Origin of the sequence: Alteromonas sp. S015, assembly GCF_036864485.1 — a bacterium.
In the GTDB taxonomy this organism is placed as follows: domain Bacteria; phylum Pseudomonadota; class Gammaproteobacteria; order Enterobacterales; family Alteromonadaceae; genus Alteromonas.
Genome location: NZ_JAZETO010000006.1, coordinates 1 through 25,960, shown reverse-complemented (window position 1 = coordinate 25,960; position 25,960 = coordinate 1). Strand labels below are relative to the sequence as shown.

General features: G+C 42.5%; 22 protein-coding genes and 3 pseudogenes. 6 read left to right on the top strand and 19 right to left on the bottom strand.

Annotated elements, in window-relative coordinates; genetic code table 11:
• Positions 1-289 precede the first annotated feature (289 nt).
• Together zipA and smc are read right to left on the bottom strand one after the other, a co-directional pair.
• Complete coding sequence (gene zipA, locus V7R42_RS12310; RefSeq protein ID WP_334020545.1) at positions 290-1,855, bottom strand: cell division protein ZipA; 1,566 nt, start codon at positions 1,853-1,855, stop codon at positions 290-292.
• Positions 1,856-1,875: 20 nt separating this feature from the next.
• Complete coding sequence (smc, locus tag V7R42_RS12305; protein ID WP_334020543.1) at positions 1,876-5,415, bottom strand: chromosome segregation protein SMC; 3,540 nt, start codon at positions 5,413-5,415, stop codon at positions 1,876-1,878.
• A gap of 262 nt (positions 5,416-5,677) precedes the next feature.
• Here smc and cysZ point away from each other — a divergent pair, with 262 nt between their 5' ends.
• Entirely contained in the window at positions 5,678-6,415 is a 738-nt protein-coding gene (gene cysZ / locus V7R42_RS12300) for a sulfate transporter CysZ (RefSeq protein WP_334020541.1), read from the top strand.
• A 26-nt stretch (positions 6,416-6,441) separates the two neighbouring features.
• Here cysZ and V7R42_RS12295 read toward each other — a convergent pair whose 3' ends face one another.
• Positions 6,442-8,112: a sel1 repeat family protein gene (locus V7R42_RS12295; RefSeq protein WP_334020540.1), complete on the bottom strand. Its 1,671-nt coding sequence runs from the start codon at positions 8,110-8,112 to the stop codon at positions 6,442-6,444.
• A 12-nt stretch (positions 8,113-8,124) separates the two neighbouring features.
• Complete coding sequence (gene nlpI, locus V7R42_RS12290) at positions 8,125-9,027, bottom strand: lipoprotein NlpI (protein WP_334020539.1); 903 nt, start codon at positions 9,025-9,027, stop codon at positions 8,125-8,127.
• A 135-nt stretch (positions 9,028-9,162) separates the two neighbouring features.
• On the opposite strand from nlpI, the gene cdd reads away from it, so the two are divergent.
• Entirely contained in the window at positions 9,163-9,570 is a 408-nt protein-coding gene (cdd, locus tag V7R42_RS12285; protein WP_334020538.1) for a cytidine deaminase, read from the top strand.
• A gap of 367 nt (positions 9,571-9,937) precedes the next feature.
• Positions 9,938-11,119, top strand: coding sequence for a murein transglycosylase domain-containing protein (locus V7R42_RS12280; protein ID WP_334020537.1), 1,182 nt, complete (start codon positions 9,938-9,940; stop codon positions 11,117-11,119).
• Between the two features lie 223 nt (positions 11,120-11,342).
• Here the strand turns inward: V7R42_RS12280 and V7R42_RS12275 are convergent, their stop codons facing one another.
• From V7R42_RS12275 to V7R42_RS12230, 10 genes are all read right to left on the bottom strand, one after another.
• The gene (locus tag V7R42_RS12275; RefSeq protein ID WP_334020536.1) at positions 11,343-11,519 is read right to left on the bottom strand and encodes a hypothetical protein; all 177 of its coding nucleotides are present in this window, start codon (positions 11,517-11,519) and stop codon (positions 11,343-11,345) included.
• 93 nt (positions 11,520-11,612) lie between these two features.
• Positions 11,613-12,746: a succinylglutamate desuccinylase/aspartoacylase family protein gene (locus V7R42_RS12270; protein WP_334020535.1), complete on the bottom strand. Its 1,134-nt coding sequence runs from the start codon at positions 12,744-12,746 to the stop codon at positions 11,613-11,615.
• Between the two features lie 31 nt (positions 12,747-12,777).
• Positions 12,778-13,827 (bottom strand): DUF2157 domain-containing protein, encoded by a 1,050-nt coding sequence (locus tag V7R42_RS12265; protein ID WP_334020534.1) that lies wholly within the window; start codon positions 13,825-13,827, stop codon positions 12,778-12,780.
• 194 nt (positions 13,828-14,021) lie between these two features.
• Positions 14,022-14,237: a DUF6419 family natural product biosynthesis protein gene (locus V7R42_RS12260; RefSeq protein WP_334020819.1), complete on the bottom strand. Its 216-nt coding sequence runs from the start codon at positions 14,235-14,237 to the stop codon at positions 14,022-14,024.
• Between the two features lie 168 nt (positions 14,238-14,405).
• On the bottom strand, positions 14,406-15,005 hold the full coding sequence (locus tag V7R42_RS12255; protein ID WP_334020533.1) for a DUF998 domain-containing protein: 600 nt from the start codon (positions 15,003-15,005) through the stop codon (positions 14,406-14,408).
• Positions 15,006-15,142: 137 nt separating this feature from the next.
• A complete protein-coding gene (locus V7R42_RS12250) occupies positions 15,143-15,643 on the bottom strand; it encodes an AAA family ATPase (RefSeq protein WP_334020532.1) in 501 nt (166 codons plus the stop codon).
• A 163-nt stretch (positions 15,644-15,806) separates the two neighbouring features.
• Entirely contained in the window at positions 15,807-16,826 is a 1,020-nt protein-coding gene (locus V7R42_RS12245; protein ID WP_334020531.1) for a hypothetical protein, read from the bottom strand.
• Positions 16,827-16,942: 116 nt separating this feature from the next.
• A complete protein-coding gene (locus V7R42_RS12240) occupies positions 16,943-17,581 on the bottom strand; it encodes a DUF6630 family protein (protein WP_334020530.1) in 639 nt (212 codons plus the stop codon).
• Positions 17,582-18,166: 585 nt separating this feature from the next.
• On the bottom strand, positions 18,167-19,132 hold the full coding sequence (locus tag V7R42_RS12235) for a DUF1353 domain-containing protein (protein ID WP_334020529.1): 966 nt from the start codon (positions 19,130-19,132) through the stop codon (positions 18,167-18,169).
• Positions 19,133-19,262: 130 nt separating this feature from the next.
• A complete protein-coding gene (locus tag V7R42_RS12230) occupies positions 19,263-19,727 on the bottom strand; it encodes a hypothetical protein (RefSeq protein ID WP_334020528.1) in 465 nt (154 codons plus the stop codon).
• Between the two features lie 170 nt (positions 19,728-19,897).
• Between V7R42_RS12230 and V7R42_RS12225 the strand changes: the two are divergent.
• Positions 19,898-20,284: pseudogene (locus V7R42_RS12225) on the top strand (IS110 family transposase); the annotation flags it as partial.
• A gap of 274 nt (positions 20,285-20,558) precedes the next feature.
• Here V7R42_RS12225 and V7R42_RS12220 read toward each other — a convergent pair.
• From V7R42_RS12220 to V7R42_RS12210, 3 genes are all read right to left on the bottom strand, one after another.
• A complete protein-coding gene (locus V7R42_RS12220; RefSeq protein WP_334020527.1) occupies positions 20,559-20,912 on the bottom strand; it encodes a hypothetical protein in 354 nt (117 codons plus the stop codon).
• A 278-nt stretch (positions 20,913-21,190) separates the two neighbouring features.
• On the bottom strand, positions 21,191-21,568 hold the full coding sequence (locus V7R42_RS12215; RefSeq protein WP_334020525.1) for a hypothetical protein: 378 nt from the start codon (positions 21,566-21,568) through the stop codon (positions 21,191-21,193).
• A 476-nt stretch (positions 21,569-22,044) separates the two neighbouring features.
• Entirely contained in the window at positions 22,045-22,467 is a 423-nt protein-coding gene (locus V7R42_RS12210) for a MaoC family dehydratase (protein WP_334020524.1), read from the bottom strand.
• 151 nt (positions 22,468-22,618) lie between these two features.
• Here V7R42_RS12210 and V7R42_RS12205 point away from each other — a divergent pair.
• A pseudogene (locus V7R42_RS12205) lies at positions 22,619-22,831 on the top strand (IS110 family transposase); the annotation flags it as partial.
• Positions 22,832-23,106: 275 nt separating this feature from the next.
• Here the strand turns inward: V7R42_RS12205 and V7R42_RS12200 are convergent.
• Positions 23,107-23,511 carry a hypothetical protein gene (locus V7R42_RS12200; protein WP_334020522.1) on the bottom strand — a complete coding sequence of 135 codons (405 nt, stop codon included), beginning with the start codon at positions 23,509-23,511 and terminating at the stop codon, positions 23,107-23,109.
• A gap of 138 nt (positions 23,512-23,649) precedes the next feature.
• The gene (locus V7R42_RS12195) at positions 23,650-24,804 is read right to left on the bottom strand and encodes a c-type cytochrome (RefSeq protein ID WP_334020521.1); all 1,155 of its coding nucleotides are present in this window, start codon (positions 24,802-24,804) and stop codon (positions 23,650-23,652) included.
• A gap of 178 nt (positions 24,805-24,982) precedes the next feature.
• Here V7R42_RS12195 and V7R42_RS12190 point away from each other — a divergent pair.
• Positions 24,983-25,789: pseudogene (locus V7R42_RS12190) on the top strand (IS110 family transposase); the annotation flags it as partial.
• Positions 25,790-25,960 lie beyond the last annotated feature (171 nt).

Genomic DNA, 25,960 nt, shown 5'->3' with positions numbered 1-25,960 from the left:
TTGTCACGCCGTTTAAATAGTTAAAAGTATTACAATTTGTTGCCAAGGTCTTTTTGCCAAAGCCATTGTATGTTTCTATGGGGCTGTAAAAATATGACCAAACTCGGTTTGGTAGTGAAACGAACAGCCACGCTATAACGCTGAGGCCCGCTAGCCTTTGCTGTACACCAAAAATCAGCAGCCCCTAATCAATAGAAAAGGACCAGGGTATAAGCCAAGTCCTTTTTTAAACGCTTTTGTGTCTACACGAATAATTCATAGGATTTAGACGCAAGAGACAATGGTAACGTTAGCTGCGAGCAATCATGCGCTTGCGTTCAAATTCACGAATTTTCTCTACGTACTGTTGCAAGCCCTGCTTAGTTAATACACTTCGACGTCCATCAAGAACCTGAGCACCGAACTCATCTGCCAATTTTCGAGCTGCGTTGTGCATCATGTTAAACACTTGATGAGGGTCACCCTCAATAGGCAATATCATAAACAGTGAAATACCTTGAGTTTCAAAGTTTTCCAGATTATCAATATCAAACACCCCTGGTTTAAACATGTTAGCAAGACTAAACAATACCGGCCCTTTGCCGTTTGAATTCACGTGACGATGAAAAATGTCCTGGTCACCAAATTTGAAGCCTAACGTCAGCAACATAGGTAGCAGCGCTGCGCCAGAAATAGGTTCCCCTTCTGGCGTTCTTACGTTTAATACCAACACTTCAGGTTCGATAGCCGACGACTTTTCAGGCACTGATGTACTGTCAGCTTCATTCGCACTAAAACTGTCTTCATCAAAATCAGCGCTCTCTGCTTCGCTGGTGTCGAAATCGATGCGCATTTGATCGTCACCAAAATTCGGCTCTTCACGTCTTCTTGTCGTTGTTTTACTTCGTTTATTACGCGTAAAACGCCTCGCCTGTTCATTTTCCTCTTGAATGTCGCTAGACGAGAATGACTCCTTTGGTGCATCTAAACTAAAATCTGCGACTTCTCTTTCGTTTTTAGCTGGCGGCTGTACTGCTTCAGGCTCTTCTTCCAGCGTAGGGTCGATATAAAACTTTTGAGCAGGACGGGTTGGTTCTACGCGCGTTCCTTCATGACGGCCGCTCTGCTGGCTCAGAATTTGATCACGTGACTGTGCATTATCGACACTTCTTTGAATGGTCGAAGCACCGTGTTCAGTACCTTCTTTGTTCTCCTCTTGAAGTTTTGTCGAAGGTTCGTCTTGCTCTTCGCCTTCACGAAGTAAGAAACCAGGTGGTTCAGGGAACGCAGCAAGGTTTTCATCGCCTCGGTTAGTACCTTTAGTTGAAGCTCCATCTGGGCGAGTTTGTCCTTTCATGTGCGGCTTTGGATTCGTTACCACAGAGCCATAAAGCTTTGGCGCTTTCTGAACTTCCTCTTGGGCATCAGGCAGCATGGCAGGATCACCTGCACTACTTGCAGGACTATCCGCATAATCACCAACTTCGCGCTCTTTTACGTTATGCTTCGCTTCTAATGTAGCGTGTTGAGACGAGCTATTGTGTTCGTCAAGCTCTTCGCTGTTGTAAGCATGTTCCTCATCAAAATCATGATGTGCTGGACTATTTTCAGAGTTTTCTGATGCGTTGCCGTCAACCTCACGGGCTTGATTTGGCGATTTACTTACCACACGCACCGCACCAATGCCAAGGTCGTCAAAGCCCTCTTGCTCGTCTGGCTCAAAATCATTGTCATCATCTTGCCACTGACGAGGCTCTAATCGCTCTTTTTCTAAAGGCCTGTTGTTTTTACGAATTTTCCAAATACCGTGGGCAAGCACTGCAATGATAAAAACCGTGCCTCCTAGGAGTAAAAATAGACGTAATTGATCTTCCATTTAATTTCTTTCGCCCTTTGTTATGCTTCTGCGAAGGCTACAGCCTCGTCCACATCGACTGCTACCATGCGCGAAACTCCTGGTTCCGCCATCGTAACACCAGTTAGGTGACTGGCCATTTCCATCGCTATTTTATTGTGGGTGATATAAATAAACTGCACTGTTTGTGACATTTCTGACACTAAGTTACAAAAGCGCCCTACATTTGCATCATCCAATGGTGCATCTACTTCATCCAGCAAACAAAACGGTGCCGGATTTAATCTGAAAATAGCAAACACCAATGATAAAGCGGTTAGTGCTTTTTCTCCACCGCTTAAGAGGTGAATGGTACTATTTTTCTTACCAGGGGGGCGAGCCATTATCGTCACCCCCGTTTCTAGCAAATCGTCATCGGTAAGCGCAAGGTACGCCGAACCGCCCCCAAACACTTTGGGAAATAACATTTTAAGGTCTTCATTAACCTGTTCAAAGGTCGTTGAAAAGCGGGTACGCGTTTCTTTATCAATTTTGCGGATGGCCGATTGTAGCGTTTCCAAGGCATCGGTAAGGTCGTTATGCTGTGTATCTAAATGAGATTTTCTTTCTGACTGGGTTTCAAATTCTTCAACCGCAGCTAAGTTCACTGCACCTAAGCGCTGCAAACTAGCCTGTGTTTTTTCAAGGTCTTCTTGCCAGCGTTTCTCTTCGGCATCTTCGGGTAACGTTTCCAAAATGCTCTTGAGCGACTGTTTCGTTTCATCAAGCTGCTCTAAGATCGTATTCGCACGTACTCGGTAACCTTCAATATCAATGTTAAGTTTATCGATATTAGTTTGTCGGGTTTGAATATCTTTACCCAGAGCTTGATGCCCTTTTTCGGCTTCTCGCAACCACTGCTCTATATCTTCTAGACTACTTTGCTTAGCGCTTTTTAGCTGTTCTAATTCCGCTTTATTCTCTAACAACGACTGAAGCTCTACTTCTTGAATTTCTTCAGGAGACGTCAGCTGTGTAAGCTCTTTTTGTAACCTTTCTTTATTTTTTATGTACTCCTCACGCTGCTGAAGGTTACGCGTAACCTGCTGACCATATAAATTTTGATGATTTTTAAGCTGCTGCTTATTAAGTGCAAGCTCATGATTTTGCGATGTTAATGTATCAACTAACGCGCGCAACTCTGATGTAGTTCGCTCCTTGGCATCACGCTTAGCGTTCACATCGTCAATGTGTACTTCGTGCTCAAGAATTTGTGCCTCTTGTAGCTCTAATTTTTCCGAAAGCTGAGCTAGTTGCTCTTCTTCTTTCGCTAACATTAATTCTTGTTTTGCTAACTCGTCATTAAGTTTGGCAGTGCGTGTAGACTGCTGTTCTTGCTGCATTTCAAGCAAAGAAAGTTTATTTTTAAGCTGTGCACGCTGGTTTTCTTTTTCACCCAAGGCGCTCTGAATAGCCTGCTTTTGCTCTTCGCTCTGTTCAAGTTCCTGTTTGGCGCGCTCGAATGAATGCTCAATTTCATCTATAAGGCTTTCAGTTTCTTCAATGCTGTCTACTAGCCCCTTAATTTTGTTCGCCCGCTGCAATGCACCGTCGCTTACTTCTCCAGGTTTTACTACCCACTGTGAGCTTGCCCACAACCCTGAAGGCGAGATTGCGCTAGTAAACCCCTTGGCTATGCCTTCAGATTCATCCTCATTATCAAGAGCGCTTGCAAAAGCACTTTCAATCGTTGTCGCAAGTTCGTCATCGTCGCTACAAAGGTAAATGTCATCAAAAAATGCGGGAACACGCTGTGTTGACGATTCATTGGTGCTAGATTCAGTTAATAGAGCGTGTGCTAATGAACCCGCTCTGGCGGTGCTTACAAGCGCCTTACCGGTGAACACTTTAACGCCACTTGGCAGATTAGCTTGGTTTTGAAGCAGTGCCTGTATGTCATGGCTTTTAGCAACAACGGGGTCTTTGGCGTTTTGTAAAATCGATTCTACGCAAGGCGCAAGCGTTTGGTTAGAGCTAAACTGTTGCCACAGCTTTTCTATCCCGTCTAACAGTACGTCTTCATTATTTGAGGCATCTTGCTGAAGCGCTTCTAGCGCAGCTTTTGTGGAGAGTGCAGTTTGTAACTGGCCCTGCGCATCACGGCGCTTCGCTTCAATAGCATTCACCTCGCCTTGTTGCTGCGACACCTTTTGACTGGACTCTTGAAGTAATTGCTTAGCTTCATCAATGTCAAAATCAAGTTCGCTAAATTGCTCTTCTAAAAGAGCTACCTGACTGGTGTAGTCTTCATCGCCTAGCTGTTTTAGCTCGTCTTGCAGTTCGCTAATACGCTGCGATGTGCGTAGCTGCATACTCATGGTTGACTGAATTTGGCTATGGCATTGCTGAATATTTTGACGAAGTTGATTGTAGGTTTGCTCTTGCGCTCGCGCTTGCGCGTTGAACTCTCTTAGCGCTTGTTCAGCGTCTTCAAAACACTCTTTGGCGTGCTCTAACTCTGCTTCCTTGAGGGCAAATTCAGGCTCAATGTTTTCAAGCGCCTCATTTGACACCGCGAGCGCTTCCTGTGCTTCGTTTATAGAGTGATTAAGCAGTTCGTGTTGCTCGTTAATTCGGGCTAACTCCTGCTCAACCTGCCCTTTTCGTTGTTTTGCGTGCAGTGCGTTTTGCTCTAGTCGCGTTATTGCGTTACTGGTAGTAAACAGCTGCTGCTGTAGATCATCTATCGTTTGTTTTGTTTCCAGCTGCTTAGTTTTGTAAGACTCAAGCCCAGCTTCATCACCCTGTAGCCGAGCAACTAAATCATCCACTTCTAACTGAAGTGCTTGCTGCTGCTTTTGCAACGTTTCTATATGTTCACTATTTTTAAGAAAACGAAGCGCAGCTAGCTGCCCTTTCAATTCTCGGGCTTGTGCGCGTAGTGTTTTATATCGAGTAGCCGCCGCGGCCTGACGTTGTAATTTCTCGAGTTGCTTGCCCAATTCATCGCGCACATCATTTAAGCGTTCAAGATTATCTTGGGTGTGTCTTATGCGATTTTCTGTTTCTCTACGGCGTTCTTTATACTTTGAAATACCCGCGGCTTCTTCAATGAAGACGCGCAAATCTTGTGGCTTAGACTCAATAAGCCGTGAGATCATACCTTGCTCAATAATGGCGTAAGAACGCGGGCCTAACCCCGTTCCCAAGAAAAGATCGGTGACATCGCGCCTGCGACATTTGGTGCCATTGAGAAAATAGGTAGACGTGGCATCTCGCGTAACTAAGCGTTTAACAGACAGTTCATTGTAGTTAGCAAATTCACCTGTTATCCGCCCTGCACTGTTATCGAATACAAGTTCAACGCTGCATTGCCCAACAGGCTTACGTGACGAAGAGCCATTAAAAATTACGTCAGTCATTGCATCGCCACGTAAATTTTTAGCGGAACTTTCACCTAACACCCAACGCACGGCGTCGATGACGTTCGACTTACCGCAGCCGTTTGGACCTACAATGGCAGTCATTTCACCGGGGAATGGAATTGTAGTTGGCTCAACAAAGGACTTGAAGCCCGCGAGTTTAATCTTTTTAAGCCTCACACATCATCCCTCTTAAACACAAAGCTGCACGCGGTATCGCCTTGAAATTGGCCAGAAGCCAGCTAACTATCGGCTGAAATGCAAGTAGATGTAGAAATGATGCAATCACACGGACGATTCTTTTGTTATTATGCTTCGACTCTACCAAATCTAACAGCTTGTAACAATTACCATTTCATTGGGTTAGGCAGAGAATACGCCAAGCGCGTATGATAGAGAGAATAGTCAACATACGTGGCGTTTCAAACGCGAAGGAGTACGAATGAGTTCAGGCGGTGTACATTATTTTTTTGAAGGCTTTTCGCTAATAAAAACCAAAGGGTTAAAGCGTTTTGTTTTTGTGCCTCTAACAATTAACTTAGTGCTCTTTTCTGTGGCTTTTTACTTCTTATTTGGTCAAATAGAAATGGGCATCGCTTATGTAATTGACCTTGTACCTGAATGGTTGGGTTGGATTAAAACGGCTATCAGCTTCTTCTTGTGGCCCCTCGCCGTCATCAGTGTGTTACTCATTTTCGCACTCATCTTTGGCACGCTCGCAAACTGGATAGCTGCCCCTTTTAACGGCGTTTTATCTGAAAAGGTAGAGCGACATTTAACGGGACAAGACTTAGGTGACGAAGGCGTAATGTCGTTGGTAAAAGACATTCCTAGGACTGTAGGCCGTGAACTTACCAAGCTCGTTTGGTATTTACCTCGCGCTATTGGATTTTTGTTATTGTTTTTTTTCCTACCTATTATTGGTCAAGTGTTGTGGTTCTTATTTAACGCCTGGATGATGGCAATTCAGTACTGCGATTACCCATACGACAACCACAAGATAGATTTTACGCGCATGCGCCTGCACCTTGGCGAGCATAAAGGAAAAGCAATGACCTTTGGCATAATGGTAAATGTCTTCTCACTTATTCCCGTGGTTAACTTTATTGTTATGCCCGTAGCAATTTGCGGTGCCACTTCGATGTGGGTGCGAGAGCTTAAAGGCACACTCACCCAATAACCGCGAGTGTGTTTTTGTAAATGCTGTTAATGGTGACTTGTACCAGTGAAAACTTCGTATTCAGCTAACCAGTGTGCGGCTTCTTTTTGATTTCCGCTATTGTGAAAAGCTTGAAAAAAATTCATGGAAATGGGTCGCTGCGCGTTTTGTTTTTCTAACTGCTGCTGCCAAAGTACCAAATATAAAGGGGGGATCACGCCGCTGTCGTGATGCTCCATAAAGGTAATTCTTCGGCTAGGCTTATAACTGTTTTTCCCCAGCACAGTACAGGTTTTAGCGCGGGCAATAATGGTTGTCGGATCAATCTCAAGCCAATTTTCTACGGTCTCATGCGGTGCATACCAGTACTCGGAATCTACGACCAGGTTAGGTGGTGAAAAGTCACTTATTTCATCTTCATCGCATAGCTTGTTCGCCATGCCCGTGCCAATAGGGTACTCGTCAGCGAAGCCAGCAAAGTGTGCTAGCTCGTGGACAAACACTGAATAAGCGTCGCTTATGTCTAAATACATTACACCGTTTTGAACATTGGCCTTACCCTGCTCTGCCACTACTACCGCATGGCTAAATTTTTGCTTTTTCGCAATGCTCGCTAATGGCGTAATATTACAGCCCAGAACCCCAGCATTTTTGTAATCTGGGTTACAACTGAGCACATCGGATTTAAGCCAAATAGGCGGTGCTAGGCAAATAGAAAGGTTCTGCAAGCGTGTATCGTCATTAAATGAGTTGTACAGGCTGTGAGCACGCATAATGGTAGCTAAACTGGTAGCAAAAGGCTGTATACGCTGAAGGCAGTTCCCTCGGCTTTTCCAATTAGATAACGAAGACTGTTCTACCGCTTGCTTTATAGAGTAAGGAGTATAAAGATTAATTGCCTCTAGGGCTCTGCTTGCCTGAAGGTGTCCTTTTTTCGAGGCAAAGCTAAAATGTTTTTTAGACTCAGAAAATTCCCCTTCGTCCCACAGAAGTCTGCCGTACTTAAACGCACTTTGCATGTCTACATTAGCCGTGGTAGCAAGTAGTGGTTTGGCTAACTGGTGCTGTCCGTGCAAAAGATACCAGTCGGCAAGTGCAGCCTGTGCAGGTAGGTAGTTTTGGGATGCCGCGCGAACTAACCACTTCTCACGCTTTTCTGGTGACTCGGTAGACATTGCAAAAGCAAGTTGTGCTTCTGCAACCTCCCCTAATGCCGCCAAACGCATGAAGCGTTGCGATGCCCCTTCTTCTCCCAATATTTGGTACAACAGCCATGCGGCATCTGCATTTTCCAAATTAACCAGTTTTTCAAGAAAATAGGTAGCGGTGGCTTCATCTATAAAGCTATGAGGGGCAAACGCTTCATTGTACGCACGCTCGAAATGAGCAAGCAAGCGTGATTGGGCATTTTCACTGCCTTGTATTGACGCTAACCACAGTAACGCCAGCGCATTATTAATAGCGTTGTGATCATAATTAAGATGAGTGCTACTTAAGGAATGATCTGGCGATATAGATGCTGTACTTTGCTGAACGGCACCGTCCACTTCTTGCTTAACAGATGACGTGGCCCCCGCTACTCCAGTTGGCGCGCTGGCTAAGTCTTGGCTTAGCGGTGCGAGCACGCGGGTGGCGTTAACAATGAGTTGAGGGACATAGCGCCCGCTATCGCCCGCAACAATAAGCAGTGCGAACACTGCTAAAAATAAGCCTCGCATAACGCTTGTGACTTACTCTTCGCTAACTAGATTATTGCTGGCTTGTTCACGCAAACGATTAAGTTCCATTCTTGCGTAGCGATGTTCAACGTAATCAAATACATTGGTGCTTAACGCAAGCTTGAAGTAATTCGATGCGATACCGCTATTGCCCCGTTGGGTATGAAATTTACCTAAGTAAAAATACGCTTCACATAGTCTGTCTGTTAGCGCTTTTTGACTTTTAACGCCGTCTAACAATGAGTTAAGCACGTCATTTTCATTTACTGTACCCAAGAACAAATCCACCAGCGTAGTAGCCCAGTGCTGATTGTCTAGCGTTGGTCGAACTGAAGCTAAATAGGTTTGCCCTTCAAGCGCTGACACATCGTGGTGAGCAAAATATGCCCACAGTGCACGAAATGGATCGCTTTCGTCTTTTTTAAAAAAACGATTTAGATCGTTTGTGGCAAGTTCAGCGCGGCCACCGTAATAAAGCGCAATACCGCGATTTAAGAACGCGAAATCGTACTCTGGATTAATTTCCAGCGTAGAGTCGAATGCATCGTAAGCCTGAATAAAATCATTCTGTTGAATGTAGTGAATACCCATAGAGTTATAGGCTTCTGCCAAATCTGGCTTTAAGTTGATTGCTTGGGTGTAATCAAACTGTGCTAAACCTGCAAGACCTACGCTGTCGTAAAGCATGCCTCGTTGAAAATGCAGCTCTGCCTTGTCTTCATCTGAAAGCGCAGGACTAGTTAGTACCTGATTGTAGCGCGCAATCGCCATTTCCGAGCGTGGATTAACAGGTGCTGGCTCGGCTAAAAGCAAGTTTCCCATTTGTGGCCTTTCGGAAACCGCCGATGTTTGCGCACAACCGGTTAAAATAGCAACGAATAAGGAAAAAAAGATGAGACTAACGTTTCTGCGCATGGTAAAAAAGCATTCTATAAAAAAAGAAAAAACCGCCTGAGTATTTAGTATACGCTAGTTGCGGCGTTAATGCCGCCAACCTTCTCGCATTTGATGAGAAAAGTAAAGTGTATTGGGTGGTTAACACAGGTAGCTATGAAGAAAAATAACTTAGAACAACTATTTCAACTTGCTTTTAATGCACAGAAAAACTCTCACTCTCCATATTCCAACTTTAAAGTTGGTGCTGCAGTACTTACTCCTTCAGGAGAAATCTTCTCTGGTTGCAATGTAGAAAGTGCAGCCTTTCCACTAGGACAATGTGCTGAAGCCACCGCTATTGGGAATATGGTTACACAAGGCCAAAAACGAATTTCTCATATAGTAATTGCCAGCCCGAACGATGAGTTTTGCTTTCCGTGCGGCGGGTGTAGACAGAAAATTGCAGAATTTGCGCCAGATGAAACCCCCGTGACCATGGTTAGTCAAAATGGAAAAACATTTGAAACGACAATTGGTGATTTACTTCCAAATGCCTTCCGAGCCCACGACTTAGACAAGTAAACGCTAAAAGTAGCCTAATGGTGCGTGAAAGAATCAGAAACACATAGCGACGTGCATTCCAATCACAGCCACCGGATTTTGCGTCGCTTCATCACTGTCAAAATACCCGAAAAATATAACATTTAAATGCGCGGCCAAAATCGGTCACAAGTTTTTGGCTGCATACCCAGTACATTGAGATACTTTCAGTCTGCTTTCTAACGGCACGCAATGCGCTGCCCCCTAATTAAACTATCGCTTTTTTAACTTTATTAGTCTGCATTAGATGCGTAAGACAAACCAAAGCTGTTTAATACGTTGTTTTAAATGGGAAATGTCTGTGGGGGTTGCTATACTAAAGTTGCGCTAGATTTGTGAGTAAAAAAAGATGTATATAAAAGGACTTCGCCTTACGGAATTATTTTTCTTTGGGCTATTGACGGTTTTACTTAGTGGCTGTCAGTCTTCGATGAAGTTTGATTCCATCAATTCAGTAAAAAAACTCTCAAAACAGGTTCAAAATGCAGATAGCTTGGAAGATGTGGAGGCCATTGCCAAACAGGCGACCATTACGCGAAATCATATTCGTGCCGACCTTAACGTAATTCAAACACTTTATGACGGCCTTTCGAAAAAAGTAAGTAAAAAATGGGGTAAAAAAAACCAACAACTGCCCAACAAGAAAAAGTATGTTAAATACGTTAACGATTACCAAGCCCGTGCCATTGTTAATTTTGATACCGGCAAAGTACAGGTAGAAACACTAGATAACCAAAATCCAAAGGCTATGCTGGTGCAAGCGATTACCACTACCTTGCTGACCACAGCAGACCCCACTAAAACAGATATTTTCTCCAGCGCAGCCCCTAATATTGATGGCGTACCATTTCTCTATCCGCAAGTTACCGATCACGATGGTAAAATCGTTAAATATCGCTGGCGAGCAGAACGTTATGCAAACTATCTGGTAAGCAATAAATTAAAACGTTCATTATCAAATGGAAAATCAGTGTATTCAGTTGAGTTTGACCTTGTCGATCAGCACGAACACATTCGTCAAATGAAATACAGTCAATATGTATTGAAAGCGGCGAGACGCTATAATTTATCACCCGCACTTATTTATGGCATTATAGAAACCGAAAGCTCTTTCAACCCTTATGCGGTTAGCCGTGCAAACGCTTATGGTTTAATGCAGGTAGTTCCGGCCACAGCGGGCCGTGACGTTTATAAACTGGTTAAACATAAACCTGGACAACCAAGCAAACAAACGTTGTTTTCTCCTGCACATAACATCGACATAGGCAGTGCTTATCTTCACATACTACAAACCCGATATTTGGCAAAAATCAACAATAAAACAAGCCAAGAATACTCGATGATTTCAGCATACAACGGTGGTGCGGGAAATGTACTAAAAACCTTTCATCCCAATCGTTCGGTTGCCATGGCAAAGATAAACCAACATTCGCCCGACGGGGTTTATAGCAAGCTACGATACAACCACCCTCGCGCCGAATCGTGTAAATATCTAGAGAAAGTTACCAAGGCTAAAAAGAACTACGAGTAGCACGCAAATGCGGTCTAAATTAAGCAAGGTGTTGGAAAACGTTTAATTTTGAGGGAGCGGCAGAAACACGCTGAGCACGCTACGTGTGATTGACAGCGTTTTTTGCCGAATCATTTAGCCATTAAACACAACGACTCAGACAAGTAAGTTTTGGAAAAACGCTGTTCAAAATAATGACTAAAAGAGCCGAGCTGCTCTCGCCCGGTTTAAAACGGATGAAAAGCTAATTTCTATTTTGGTTACTCGGCTTTTCGCCTTCTCGAATGGGCTCTGCACAGGACTGACTGGCGCGATCTTCATCTTGTCGCTTATTTAATTTAGCTGCTGCCATAAAGCCAATAATAAAAATGGCAAAAATAACCACGCCTGCCCAAATCAATACGTTGAAAAGAAAGTCCATGTCATTCCCTCATACAATGTCTGAATTAACCTTAACACTTATTTAATTGCGTAGGTTAATTAAACATTGGTTGTTATTACGCCAATAGCTTCGCTATTCAGAAACTTCAACACCAATCGCCATTACAGACTGGCCGCTTTTAATGGCAGGGGTCTGATTTACCATCATAACTGTGCCGTCTACAGGGGCAGTAATCGTTTCTATAAGGTTTCCAAAATAATCTATAACAGTACCGATGTTTTGCCCTTTCTCAACCTTATCGCCTATCGCTTTCGACGCTTGGAAGAAACCGGTGGTAGTGCTAACCGGATACTTTATTGTTTCGTAAATAACGGGCTTAGGGTGTTCCGCTATGGTTCCCGGCAACATTTTAAGAAAAACCATGGTATTTTTAGCAACTTGAAGCGCTTCAGTCACGAACGCTTCATTTGACTGAGCCAAGTGACCGATTTCCGTAGTGAGACCCGGCTTTCCCCTTGTCATTGCAGTGTTTGGATAGGATATAGAGTTATTTGGATCCCTAGGACGTTCACCGTAAAGCACTATGTGCTGCATACCCGTTGCCTTGGCAAATTCGAAAGTCAACTCATCAAGTTCCGTATTGCCGACAAAAGGCGAGTAAACATGGTTAAGCAATGTTTGATTGGTACTGCCTGAATGCATATCAACCAAGAAGTCTATCTTGCTAATAAACTCTCGTGTTAACAATTCGGCAATTTGCTCTGTTGGTGTGCCATTCGCATCTCCGGGAAATTCCCGATTGAGATTTTTCTCATCTTTAGGGTTAAGCGCTTGTCTTCGTCCATGAAAGCCGTCTAGATTCGCTAGGTGTAGCACTACCAACACCCCGCTCATTTCTTCAGGTTCAATGCTTTGCTGCAGTCGCTGTAACGCATACATAGAAGGAAACTCATCGCCGTGAATGCCGGCAGTAAGCAATAATACAGGACCGTCACTTTTTCCGTTTATAACGGTCACTGGCAGGGTTATATTCTTTTCCTGAGCAAGATAAGACGTTTTTTCCCCTGTATTTGTTGTGACCCCCATTAATTCATACGGTTCATTCGCATGTACGCTCAGGCTTAGCGCACAGCATAGGGAGACAACAACGGAAGTAATATGGTTCTTCTTAAACAACATAGCAGACAACTCATAAAAATACAGCGCATTAGTAAGCCAGAACGTTTCAACTAAATCAATAAAGAGTATTTTAAAACACCTTTGCAAAAAACAACCGCCTTAAAGCAGGTAGTGCTGCTTACCCTAGCTTTTTATCCAACAGCTCCTGCAGCGGCTTTGGCATTATATTACGAGCTTTGCGCGTAATTTTAACTTCATTCTTCTGCCACCATATTCCTAAAAACACTACGCCTAAACCAATTGCCGTTAACGCAATGGGGAAAAGCCAACTATCTTTAAAGACGTTAGATGCTAAGTGCCCGAGATAAAGACAACCGCCTATCGCCCCCAAAACCACAAATACTTTTCGAATCAACAAAGCACCTATACCTATCATGGCAAGGTTTATACAAAAATAGAAAAACTTCGAAAGCTCGCTGTCAGAATGTTGGCTAGTCAGCCCGCCCCAAAACGCAAGCACACCAAAAAAATACAGCCAAAATGCGTAGTCAGCGGTGGTTCGTACCCTTATATCAACCCAAAAAGCTAGAAAGGTCATAAATATGCCGAAGTACATAGAAACTTGCGCGCGAAATTCCCAGGTGTGGGAATTCCACATATCGTCTTGGTCAATAATGAGCATAACAGCGTCCATACTGATATACCAAAGCGTTACCGCAATCGGCATTACGAGGAACGGGTACTTATATCGCCACGCTACTCCAATCCCTGTGATGAGCGTACCAAGTTCCATGTATAGCCATAGCCATTCAATGCGATGGTGGAACTGGCGATAAACCGCATTATCGTCGGGCCAAAGGCCCAGCCATTGCTGCGCACCGTAAATAGCTAGTGGCGTTAAACAAACCACAAAGGTGGCGCAAATACCTGCTGGTATTATTAAACGTTTACGTGCGAAGGAATTAGCAAGCTTTAAGCCCACTCCTGCATAAAGCATTGAGATAAATATGATCCCTGCACCGCCAAACTGCTCCCATCCTAAATTCATAAATAATGTCATGGCGCCAATAGCAATAAGGCCGCCTAAGTAATACAGAATATGGGTAAAAGTAAAAGACGGGGTATGACGACTCTCTTCTTTCAAAAAGTGATACAGGGCACTGCCCTGCTGCTCAGATATGATATTTTTAGCTACTGCTTTTTGAATAGTGGCTTTCGATACTTCCATGTACTTCCTTGAATGAGCTTAATAAGCTGTAAGCTATCACTTTACTCAGTTACGGCTAAAAAGCCAGTGCTTTGAAGTTTACTCACTTCCCTTTTCGATACCAGATTCCACGCTATCGATAAGTGTAAAATAATCCTCATTAGCATAAGGCTACTCGATATAATTATTGTTGCGGTAATGGAAAATCTGGTTACCTACGAACAACTGCCATATCTTTGGACATCCTTCCTTAGTCCTAGGGCCACACCGGTGAAAGCAAAAACGAAAATAATAAATATGATGGTCAAAACGGTAAAGCTAGCGTTACTTGTATTAGGGCTAACAACGACTGAAAATGTGTTAATACAAAGTAAAAGCAAACTTGTTTTTGAATAACCTTTAAGGCCTAAAACACCAGCGAGAATAAGCATTACGAATGAACCCGCAATGGCCGGCGTAAACGGCGCAGCCGCTAAAAGCAAACACAAAACAGATATAAGTACAGTTGATGTTAAAAAAAGTGTATTCACAAACTTATCCTCTAAGAAAATAATACAGACAAGCAAGACGCTTAATAGCATTTGTTCTTCAACTCTTCGTTACTGGGCTACCACGAACAAAGAGTAAATAAATAGCCAAATAATTTGGCAACCGTAACTTAGCCGTTGGTATAGCCCTGGAACAGTTTTTTGTTCAAGCGCATTGGCTAACTTATAAGAAAAATAAACGCAGCCAACAACGCTTAGTGCAGACACAGAACGCAATGCAAAAGAATAGTCGCTAGAGAAAGTAACAACCAGCGGCGCCACAATAAACGACACTAACATTATTAGCCCCGACCACGTATGGATTTTGCAACTTTTCGAGGGCGTTGCTGTGTAAGGGTCAGCATCCATTGGGAAGTAACCACAAACCCAAGTGCATATGCCGTGAATAATAACCATCGCCCCTATCACCGCAGTGGGCAATGGCGCTGACGGTAGATCAATGAGGTAATATCCGAAAAGTACGAATAGAACACCTAAAGGGTAATTATTAATTGCAGGAGAGAGTTTTTGAGTTGGGCTACCAAATGCGCCAAGCTCGCTGCAGAATTGCTTTGAATGGCTATAATTTGGATAAAATCGAGACGCAATATAAATGCCTGACACTATCCAAACTGAAGCTACAACCCCTGTAAAAGACAAAAAACTAGCCAAACCAATGTCCTCCTTGAAAAAAGGTATATGCTTTTAAAAGACTGGCGTAATGCCAGAGTAACACCTTCCTTAAACTGGCATAATCCTTTAAAAATATAGCCCATAAAAAGCGACAAAAATACCCAGTCTTAACCAGATTATACTGAACTTGGCATGGTTGAGACATTTTGCGTAATCATCTTTTTATGGCCATGGTAGCTATCATAAAACCGCTTATGGGCCGCATAAGAAAATGTATCGTTTCTCTGTGTATATTGCTCAATCCAATCTATGAGCATTGCCAAGTTATCGTCTTGGGCCTGCTTAGTCTTATATTTGTGGGGCTCCCAAGGTCTCGCCTTCGCGTTGGCAATACAGGACTCAACGGGTAAATTCATAAATATAGCTTCAGTAGACTGCGCTTCCACGAGTTCCAGCAAATCGGTATAACAACCTTCAACGACCCAGTTGTTGTTAGAAGTAATGAAAGCCTGGATCTCTTTTTCAGACTCCTCAATGGGCCTTCTTTCTGGCGGGCTGGTTGGTTTCCACGCGAGTGTATCTAAATCCAAGTGAGCTAAGCCCTTTGTACGACACAAGTGCTTTGCCAGCGTGGATTTTCCGGAGCCAGAGTTACCAAATATCAAAATTTTTGCCAAAACCACGCTCCTTAAATCAAATATTAAAATGCGGCGTTAACAACCCGTTTTAAACGACCAATAACAATCCACGGGCAACGTAGCAAGAAACTAGTAAGAGGCCATTAAAAGTGCGCTAACGCCAAAAGTTTAGACTGTAAGAAAGCCCAACTGCGTTAACTTGTTATGTGCAATGTAAATAATTATTGAGCTCATCGACCAATTCAAGTGCTTCGCTTTTTGTTAAGTAAGGTACTTTTATCGTTCTAGCCCAAAAGAAACTTTTACCCGTTTTAGCACTCACTTCTGAAAAAGGCATAGCCAATAACGTGTTATCGTCTCGGTTTGGGATGGGAGTTAAAAACTCTACGTCTCGATACAAAGTTTCACTGTCTGGCGCTTTAACCTCACCTTTCACTTTTGCGGCAGCTATCAAGCCACACCATTTGTGGGAAAAGAAAACAATATCGCCTATATGAACATGGTGAACAAATCTTTTGGCGTCTCCATACGCCTCCAGACGACTATTATCCATCATCGACCAAATAGAGTCCTCATTCCAACTGCGATTTGTATCAAATAATACACCTTTCACATCACTTGGGTTTTTGTGCTTATCATAGGGAAGCGCAAAGAATTCAAAATACTTTTCGCCAGCAAGTTCGTAAACTCTATAGGGCAAAAAATCGATAGATATGCCACTTTTCTTCCAGTAATCGACTGAAGATATTAATGAGTCATCCGCTGCACTGCCAATAACTAATAGGTGCTGTTTATTATTGATCTCTTTAGGCTCTAATTGATGCTCAAGACTAAAAGCTTCTCTGTGCGCTTCAACTAGCGACATGTCACTTTTGCTATATTCTTTGAACTTATTTTCTAATTTTTGATAGCTCCATTGACCAGCATCTTGTGCATATCTTAGCGCTTGATGAACGGCATCTTTCCCGGCAGATGCACGCTTCAGCTCGAATATAACTAGTTCACCACTTTCATTCAGTGCATATATGTCAGCTTCTGCCTGCCATTGTCGTTCCTGAAATACCGGCATCAATCTAGCGTCTTCAAATAAGACGTCTAAAATACTGTTCGCTATTAAGTTTTCTAGATCTTTCTCTAATTTTCCAAAGCTAGAAAAGTCTTTGAACTCTACGGGTTCCAACTTTTCAAACACTTCTGCTTGTTCTTCTATTTTGTACAGCATCTTTGCATTCCTTTGAGTAAATAACAGGTAACAGCTTTGATACAGGCTTATACGCGCTGTATCAAAGCTGAAGAAAAAAGCGAACGCAGCACGTGCTTTTACGCTACATTCACTAATTAAACACGTTTTCCGTAGGTGTTTATTTCCAATCCTACTTGCTGCGAATAGGCTTTAAGCTGTTCCACACTACTACTTGGTACTAAGGACAAGACGAACGAGTCTGACCCATCGTCGATTCCAATAATTTCCAACCCTACGCTTTTTGCACAGGTTGAAAACATAAAACCAGATTCATTCGATTCCAAATAGTAAGATATGTTGAACTGAGTTTTCTGCATATCTGCCGTCAGCTCTTTCGAAATGTTGCATGTTGAAAGCGTATTTTGAGAAATGTCATTCAACAAACTAAAGACATATTGCGCATCTTCCTTCCAATCTACAACTGCTACACGGTTAATACTGTTCAAGCCTTCGATAATTACAAATGTAAGGTCAAATGAATCTTCAAAGGCACCGTCAAATCCGTATTCTTCTAGTCCGTCTTTGTGTTCTAGTTTGTATGCATTCTTATCAGAAAGATAAAGTTGAACGTCTTCTACGATTGCTTTGTTCCCATTGCCTATTATCTTCGCTAATGCAATTTCTGGGAGATGATTTTTTGGCTGACTCTCATTACAACCTACGGCAATCAGAGCAGTTATAACTATCAGTATTTTTTTCATTCCTTGATTCCAATCTGGTTTGGTATTACTCACTAAAAGTGGACTTCCATGTTAAGTGCATGCCGCTTCGCATTCAGTTGGGCTTATATCACCTAGTGGTGCATGCCGATTTAACAGTTCTATAAATTGTTGATGTATATGAAGATACAGGATTTAATTTTCTGATGCGAGTTGAATTTGAAACCTTATGTGAGTTCGACTTGTGCAGGTAAGCCCTACATGTTCTCACTCGCAAATACGCGGCCATTTTCAAAAACGCACTTTCTTAAGGTCGACCGACTGGCGTTCAATTGCTTGTTACTCATCAGTCTCTTCTTGATGAAATTTCACACTATTGAATGCTCGAGAACTGGTTGCTGCCGCATTATTTAAACTGTCGACGTCAGTGGTAGATTTGTTTTGGGGATTTTGATTCGCCTCACGAACAGCGCCTTACGCAGCTTTTCAGTGTAAGCATGAACCTTCTTTTTATTAGTCATAAGTCACCTCCCATCTAACTATGGGAAATGCCCAGTAAGTTTGGGTAAGTCCTGGGTATAACGCCCGCGTAATAGGCGCGAGCTTGCGAGCGTCCTAATTGGCGCGTTTGTTAGGCACATACACTCGAGGATATCGACTTCATCTTTCAATTTGCATCTCCATTTCAAGAGATTTCATATCAAGCTGCTTATTTAGCAACTCAATTCCGCTTTCGTCCAATCTAAATTGTTGCCCTTGCTCTATAAGATTAAGGTTATCTATATTGATTGGTGAGACATTTTGAATGATTGGTAGTTTATTATCATTCCAAGTCTTAACACCATCTAGTTCTTTTACATCCCACTTGGATAACACACCTAATTTTTGTGGTGAATCCAAATAGTTTTTTTCAGAGAATAATTCCCGATACCCATCAGCGCTCTTGCTAATAGTCTCGATGTCTGAAGAAATATAACCTTCCGGAGTGACATCCAGAATTTCGCCGTTGCTTGTTTTGAGAGTTCTAGCAACTGCCGAAGCTTTACTGAGAGCTGCTGCAAGCACCTCCGGATCGTCAAGATCCACACTCTGTACATTAACAACGAGTGTTTCGACCTTAGGAACTGAGCTACAAACTTGTTTTTCACCTATACGTACACACTTAAAGTTTTGAACAACTCTCGATTCTAATGTCCATTTCGGACCAAAAGTAGCAACAGCCCAGTACATAAACTTGGCTTTCCATTTGCTCACACCATTTGCACGCATTCCATAATAGAAATTTCTATGTGTATCATGCTCGGTTCGCGTTTTTTCATCGCAGTAGTAATCATGAATTACAGAAGCTTTTATATAGTGCCCAGAAAAAGGTCCCCCAATGAACGACCAAAAAGCAGGTGGTATGGATGCGCCATCTACTTCTTCATTTGCAGGCACTGACCATAACAAACCATTGGGGTCATTAAATTCGAACTTATCGGATAGTTTAAATATAGGTCTTGGATCTGCTTTTAAGAAAGTTCCTTTTAAATCACCCTTAAATCCTCCAAAATATTCTTCTGCATGAAGAAACCCAGATGATAAGGCGATAACAAAGGTAATTAGTACTTTTATCTTTAACCTCATATCAATCTCCATTGTTAATACTTTTGCCTAACGCAAAGCTAAAGGGCACAAATGCAGCGGTAATATTGCGAAGCACCGCTGCGTTTGTGTCCCAGTGTGGCACACAGTGCTACACGTGTTAAGTGTCTTGTTAGGCCCTTCCTGTCAGTTTACTAAAGAGCGATTCGCTTGTTTTACGCACTTCTTCAGCTTGCGACATCGCAGTTTGAGCGGCCTGTTCCAAAATCTTTGCTCTTGCTTCTTGCATCTGAGCCAGTTTTAAAGTGAAAAACGTTTCAAATGCTCCACCCAAAACAACAAGAAAGGCTCCTGAAAACAACATACTTATGGACATTGTGTCTGAAAACTCAAAACCGATTGTGGGAAGACCTTGAATTATTTCCAATAGAAATGCGGCAATTACTAACAAAAAACCAAGCTGCGATGAGCGTTGCCCTGGAGCTTTCTCAGCAAATTTTTCTGATTCTAAATGAAGTTTTCCAATACTATCAACAACACTACTGGATATTGAAAGCATTCCGTTGGTCAGAATTGTAAGGTTGTCGTTAACTTTTGATAACTCTGGTTCTTTTTTAACTTCATTTTCTTCTGTCATTTCATTCTCCTTTTAAAAAAACGTACTGCAATTACTAATGGGCCTAGACACAATGACTCCCTGTAAAAATGCTAGCCCCCGCATTTTCGTGGGTTAACTTTTTAGCCACCGGAGCGCCGGCCGGAGTCCATTATTAGTTTGACCAATACTAAATCAATTTGAAGGCTAGCATGAGCAAACATAGCATGATTTTTATCCGATTGGATACGTATAAAAAGTTTCACGAAGTTGCTTATTGTGAAGAGCAACGTGGGGCTGAGCCTATTCATTATGGCCGTATTCCCTCGTCTAAGATCAGTGTTAAAAAGCTGCTACATCAATTTGAATCTAAATATCCGGTCGCAACAGTTCACGTTGTTTATGAAGCAGGATTGTGCGGTTATTGGATCTATCGGCTGATAACGAGCTTGAGACATTGTTACTATATCGTGGCTTAGTCTCTTATTCCCGAAAAACCGAGGGAGCGAATTAAAATCGACCGTCGAGATGCGCTTAAACTAGTTAGTTCACTAAAGTCGGAAGACTTTACACCTATTTATTTACATGAGCCGGAACATTAAGCTGTTCGGGATTTGTCCTGTACCCGTGAAGCAGCAATGAAAGATTTAAAAGAAGTGGACACAACGACACTACTGCCTCATCCGGTGCGTTAGCTCATTTATTATGAATGAAAAACAAAGCTAATTATAGGCTGAAAGAATGTCGGGAAAGCACTCGTTCAGGATTAGCAAAGGGTCATACCAACGCGCTGTTAAGGGGCTAATAAATGTTTGGCTAAAATGTGTAGCGAAGCGAAGCCAAGCACAACTTTAGCAGTTCCGCTTGAACAGCTTATAACGACTTTTCAATAGGCTTTGAAATTTCTTGCCCACCAAATATAAAAGCTAACATAAACATTAACTCCTCTATTAGCCATAAATTAGCTAGTCCCGTTAGAAGCAATACAATTAGTAGGGCAGCACCAGGTATAAAAAATGTGAGAAAACTATTTTTTCTTTGACCTGGGAAAAGAGATAAATATAAAAAAGCGAAAACAACGCCACAAAAAGCGGATAGAAAATAAGGTATTATGTTAATAGGGGTTATCTCAACCTCTGAATAAAAGCCACGCATGAAAAAAAGCGTCAACGCCATTACAATTGACATTATCGTTGTTGATTTTATATTTTTCGGTGTAAGAAGCATCGTAATATTCCTTATCGTTATAACGCCTAACCTTTCCCCTAAAAACAGCGTCGCGTTTACGCGTCCGACTGACTTTGCTTATTAGGCTTAAGTTTCAAGATGGAAATAATCAAAAACACAAAACCAATCCCCCCTGATATATCGCTAAGATTATCTTCAAAATTCAGGTTCGTGAAATCACTTATTTGCTCCTGAAAGGGAAAGACCCAAGATATAGCAAATACTATTTGAGAAAGCAAAAACCACCGAAAACTAACAAGCAAGCATTGATTCATTTTTTAGTCCTTTAATGATTTAAGTGCGCCGACGATAAATGCCAATATACCAAGAGCAAAAGAAATGAAAAACGCGGTGAAAATGATGTGTGGATTAAATTTGCAAGCGAAACCTGTACCGAGACCGGAAACAAGACCAATTTTGCAAATGGCAGTACTTTGATAGGCCATACTCAAACCTATAGACACAAATAAAAGTGCCCATGAGATATAAAGCCACTTATTAATTTTATTCGCTAAGCCTTGCCCGTCAGGTACACCTATTATGTTCCTAAGAAAAACTATAGGTAGTATTAAAGCCGCAACTGCAAGCTGGCCGAATTCTGAAGCCAAACTTCTCCACGACTCCATCATTGCTATATATGCTTCGGGATTATCCATGTCATCTCCTATTGAAAGCCTATCGCCACATTCAGCGGGCAATTGTAGCGGATCGTAAATTGATCCGAGGTAGTTGATTGTTATGCACGGTCATGACGCCAATTTAAGTATTTACAGAGCCCTTCAAAATCTGGAAATAAAGTATGGCTATTTACACGAAGCCTATCTAGCGTCTTAAGTAAATCTTTCCTAAGGCCCGGCGGCATATGAATTTCAAATACAGATTTTTTAATCTCAGTATTTTTCTCTAGGGCTACGAATTTTTTAGTCTTCAGAGAGAATTTATGAGATGTAAGCCACCCGTGCTGTGCAACAACTAATAGATCCCAATCACACATGTCAGGACTTGAGATCAGAGAACTTCCCATCCTTCGCAATTCATCAAGCGTATCTCGTTCTGCTTCTGTTGTATTTTTTGTCGGATTATCTCTACATACACTAGGAAGAAGATTACCTTTAGTCGCTTATTATGCTAGCTACATTTTATCAACCAGCAGAATAGAAGCCGTTGACGATATGCAAATTACTTCATTTTCGTCGGTGATGCTTCCATACAACTCTATAATTAAGTCGTTATTTGATTTAGGGTTAACCTTATTTACTTGCCATTTCATGTATAACGTTGTGTCCGGAAATATAGGAGCAAGAAACTTCTGAGCCATTTCTAGCCCAAGAATTGGAGCTAATGTAGCAAAGTGTGTTGGAATTAGTGCTGAGAAGTAACCAGTGATTGCACTCCCACTCCCGATCAAGTTTTTAAACCGAGTTCTTTTGGCTGCTTCTAGATCGTGATGAATAAAGTTCATGTCGCCGCAAGCTTTGGCCATTTCCCGAAGTTCGCTTCTAGTGAATTTACAGACTTTCTCAAACGAATAGCCAACGTAGATATCCTTGTTCATAAACATCCTTATCAATTGAAAACAACATAGACATAATGACTCCCTGTGAAATACTAGCCCCACCCCTCCGTTGGTTAACTTTTCAGCCACCGGAGCGCCGGCCGGAGTCCATTACTAGTTTGTTCAATACTAAATCAATTTTGAGGCTAGTATGAACAAACATAGCATGATTTTTATCGGCTTGGATACGCATAAAGAGTTTCATGAAGTTGCTTATTATAAAGAACTGCATGGGGCTGTACCTGTTCATTATGGCCGCATCCCCTGCTCTAAGGTCAGTGTTAAAAAACTGCTCCGCCAGTTTGAATCTAAATATCCGGTCGCAACCATTCATGTTGTTTATGAAGCAGGACCGTATGGTTATTGTTGGAAAGCACTGCTTATTCATTGAATAAGTAACCTACGGATACCAGCATATCAACCGACGACATTACTGCCTCATCCGGTGCGTTAGCTCATTTATTTTGAGTGATATAAACAACTGATTATGGGCTGAAAGAGTGTCAGGAAAGCGCTCGTTCAAGGTTGACAAAGGGAGTCATACCAACGCCCGCATAATGGGCAGTAACACGTAGGCTACAGTTTCAAGCGAAGCGCAGGGAACCTACGTGTTTTTATCCCTAGCGAGCGCAGCGAGAGTTAATGCGTTTGTATGGCACCACTTGCCACCGACAACTGATATCTATTTTTCCATTCATATATTGCTAGACCAATTACAAATATACCTTCGAGGCTGATAAATATTAGACCAATAGAACTTGCCGTTTGAAAGAATAGCGAAACCATAATAACGCATACGACCATCCAAAGAGCATTTGCAATTGCTAGCAATGAAATTGATAAAAGACTTCTGTTGCTCGAAAAAGCAAGTGATAATGCATACACTCCATAACAAACATTTGCAGTCGCTAAAAAATGAATAGTTGCTATTGGCAAGTTATATAAGCTACTTACCCAGTTTTGCAGCAGAAACAATAGCAACCCGACGATGGAACCGGCGGCGCCATCCAAATGTAAAACATTTAAATTTTTCTTGGCCTTCATCCGTGGTGCCTAACGCTAAGCTAATAGGCAGTGTCGTAGCGGTACAATAGCGAAGAGCCGCTGCGTTACTGTCCCAGTGACCGAAGGGTGATCTTGGCCCAATAAAGTGAACACTAATTATACTCCCCAAATTTGACCTTAATTATTCTCTCTCTTAACACTGCCAGTTTTATCCTTGCCAGCGACAACAGGTAAACTCATTTCGATCCACTTTAAAATACCTTCATCTATGACCGCTGTATTTTCATAACCAAGGCTGCGTAAATGATCTACAACTGAATCAGAAGCGGCATGAGGACAAGCGCAGTAAGCTACTATCCAAGTGCCGTCATTGGGTAAGTTTTCTGCAATCCTAGATTTGTCTCGATAATACGGCATAGGGACAGCCCCAGGAATATGAATACGTTGCCACGCGGACCCTGGGCGAGTATCTAAAACAATCATTCTTTTTTTCTCTTCTATAGCCTTTACTACCTCCATGGCAGGTACATACCGGCCTTCCCTGAGATTGAAAGTCGGTTCGGCTTCTCTAGGATTCACCACGTACTCATCCGGACTAGGCCATTCGGCAAGTTCAACCGGTGCTGGCTTCCAACCTGATGCTTGACTTCTTAAATATGCGACCAAATCATTAATTTCTTCGTCTCCAAGAAGATGTTTAAAACCCTGCATCGGTGTATCTACTCGACCATGTACAATCGCGTACTTAATATAACTATCTGTTGCGCTAGAGAGGAACAATTGGTCAGCTATAGCAGGTGCTGTGACACCTTGGCCTTGCTGACCATGACAACTTGAACAGTTTGAAGCATAGAGTGCTTTTCCTTTGGAAGAATCTCCTTTTATTGAAACTTGCTCTAATTCTATAGGTGAGACGTTCTCTTTCTGAGCAAGCCACCTTATCAGTAATATGATATCTGAATCTGTAAGAGGGCCTCCGGCATCTTGACTGTAGCCATCCATCGCCGAATTAACTCTTCCCCAAGAAATAGAATCGAACAATAACTGTGGATACGCTGTACTCAGCATCGATTTTGATTTTAATGAAGGCGCATGATCTGCTTTATATCCCTCGCGGTTTTTTCCATGGCAAAGAGAGCAATACTGCTGATACATAGCATCCGCCTTTTCCATTTCATCAGTATTCAGCGTTAATGACAGATCAGCGTTGCTGGGTATACAATAAAACACAATTAGCGAAGTAAAACCTAAAAGTAAAAATCGGCGCATATTAAATAATCCTTTTTTTAAAAACCGATATCTAAAATCGATGACGATGTTAGATGGGAGCATAGACACAATGATTCCTTGTAAAAGTGCTAGCCCCCGCATTTTCGTGGGTTAGCTAATAGCCACCGGGTGCCGGCCAGAACCATAATTAGTTTGCTTAAGACTAAATCATTTGGAGGCAAGCATGAATAAACATAGCATGATTTTTATCGGCTTGGATACGCACTAAGAGTTCCATGAAGTGGCTTATTGTGAGGAACATCGAAGGGCGTGTCCGGTTCACTATGGACGGATACAGTCATCAAAAGTTAGTGTTAAAAACCTGCTCCGCCAGTTTGAATCTAAATATCCGGGCGCAACCATTCATGTTGTTTATGAAGCAGGACCGTGTGGTTACTGGATTTATCGTTTGATAACGAGCTTGGGGCATTGTTGCTATGTTGTGGCACCGTCTCTTATTCCAAAAAAGCCAGGAGAGCGAATTAAAACCGACCGACGGGATGCGCTTAAGCTCGTTAGGTCACTAAAGTCTGAAGACCTTACACCCATCTATGTGCCCGAGCCGGAAGATGAGGCTGTGCGGGATTTATCCCGAGCTCGAGAAGCAGCAATGAAGGATTTAAAGGAAGCGGAGTACCAGCTTAAAGCCTTAATGCTGCGCAACAACATACGCTATGAAGGCACTGCCAACTGGTCGAAGAAACACCTTCGCTGGCTCACGGAATTGATATTGCCTCACCCAGCCCAGCAAATAGTCTTACAAGAACAGTTGCAAACCATAGAAGAGCGCATTCGCCGTTTAGGAAGGCTAGATAATGAATTAACACATCACGTTCAACAATGGCGTTATTATCCGGTAGTGAAAGCCGTACAGGCGATGCGAGGCGTTCGATTACTCGTTGCTGTTGGCGTGGTAGCAGAGCTTGGCGATTTGAACCGCTTCGACCATCCCAGAAAGCTCATGGCTTACGTGGGCTTAGTACCCAGTGAGCAATCATCAGGTGGAAAGCGACACTTAGGAGCCATTACCAAAGCCGGAAATGGCCGCTTACATCTGGGCTATTGCAAAAGAAGTGGTACTCACACCGGTTAATCCAAAACTAAGACTAAGCCGAGTACCTGCATGAAAAACGAGTTTGAGCTAACGCATTCGGATCAGGCCGCGGAATGTGGCACAACCTACGAGGGCGTTATGATGTTATTTTTGGGGGAGAGGTCA

Coding starts and splice junctions, on each gene's coding strand:
- zipA (WP_334020545.1), bottom strand. CDS start 1,855: ATGGAAGATCAATTACGTCTATTTTTACTCCTAGGAGGCACGGTTTTT.
- cysZ (WP_334020541.1), top strand. CDS start 5,678: ATGAGTTCAGGCGGTGTACATTATTTTTTTGAAGGCTTTTCGCTAATA.
- V7R42_RS12295 (WP_334020540.1), bottom strand. CDS start 8,112: ATGCGAGGCTTATTTTTAGCAGTGTTCGCACTGCTTATTGTTGCGGGC.
- nlpI (WP_334020539.1), bottom strand. CDS start 9,027: ATGCGCAGAAACGTTAGTCTCATCTTTTTTTCCTTATTCGTTGCTATT.
- cdd (WP_334020538.1), top strand. CDS start 9,163: ATGAAGAAAAATAACTTAGAACAACTATTTCAACTTGCTTTTAATGCA.
- V7R42_RS12280 (WP_334020537.1), top strand. CDS start 9,938: ATGTATATAAAAGGACTTCGCCTTACGGAATTATTTTTCTTTGGGCTA.
- V7R42_RS12275 (WP_334020536.1), bottom strand. CDS start 11,519: ATGGACTTTCTTTTCAACGTATTGATTTGGGCAGGCGTGGTTATTTTT.
- V7R42_RS12265 (WP_334020534.1), bottom strand. CDS start 13,827: ATGGAAGTATCGAAAGCCACTATTCAAAAAGCAGTAGCTAAAAATATC.
- V7R42_RS12260 (WP_334020819.1), bottom strand. CDS start 14,237: ATGCTTATTCTCGCTGGTGTTTTAGGCCTTAAAGGTTATTCAAAAACA.
- V7R42_RS12245 (WP_334020531.1), bottom strand. CDS start 16,826: ATGCTGTACAAAATAGAAGAACAAGCAGAAGTGTTTGAAAAGTTGGAA.
- V7R42_RS12235 (WP_334020529.1), bottom strand. CDS start 19,132: ATGAGGTTAAAGATAAAAGTACTAATTACCTTTGTTATCGCCTTATCA.
- V7R42_RS12230 (WP_334020528.1), bottom strand. CDS start 19,727: ATGACAGAAGAAAATGAAGTTAAAAAAGAACCAGAGTTATCAAAAGTT.
- V7R42_RS12220 (WP_334020527.1), bottom strand. CDS start 20,912: ATGCTTCTTACACCGAAAAATATAAAATCAACAACGATAATGTCAATT.
- V7R42_RS12215 (WP_334020525.1), bottom strand. CDS start 21,568: ATGGATAATCCCGAAGCATATATAGCAATGATGGAGTCGTGGAGAAGT.
- V7R42_RS12210 (WP_334020524.1), bottom strand. CDS start 22,467: ATGAACAAGGATATCTACGTTGGCTATTCGTTTGAGAAAGTCTGTAAA.
- V7R42_RS12200 (WP_334020522.1), bottom strand. CDS start 23,511: ATGAAGGCCAAGAAAAATTTAAATGTTTTACATTTGGATGGCGCCGCC.
- V7R42_RS12195 (WP_334020521.1), bottom strand. CDS start 24,804: ATGCTCCCATCTAACATCGTCATCGATTTTAGATATCGGTTTTTAAAA.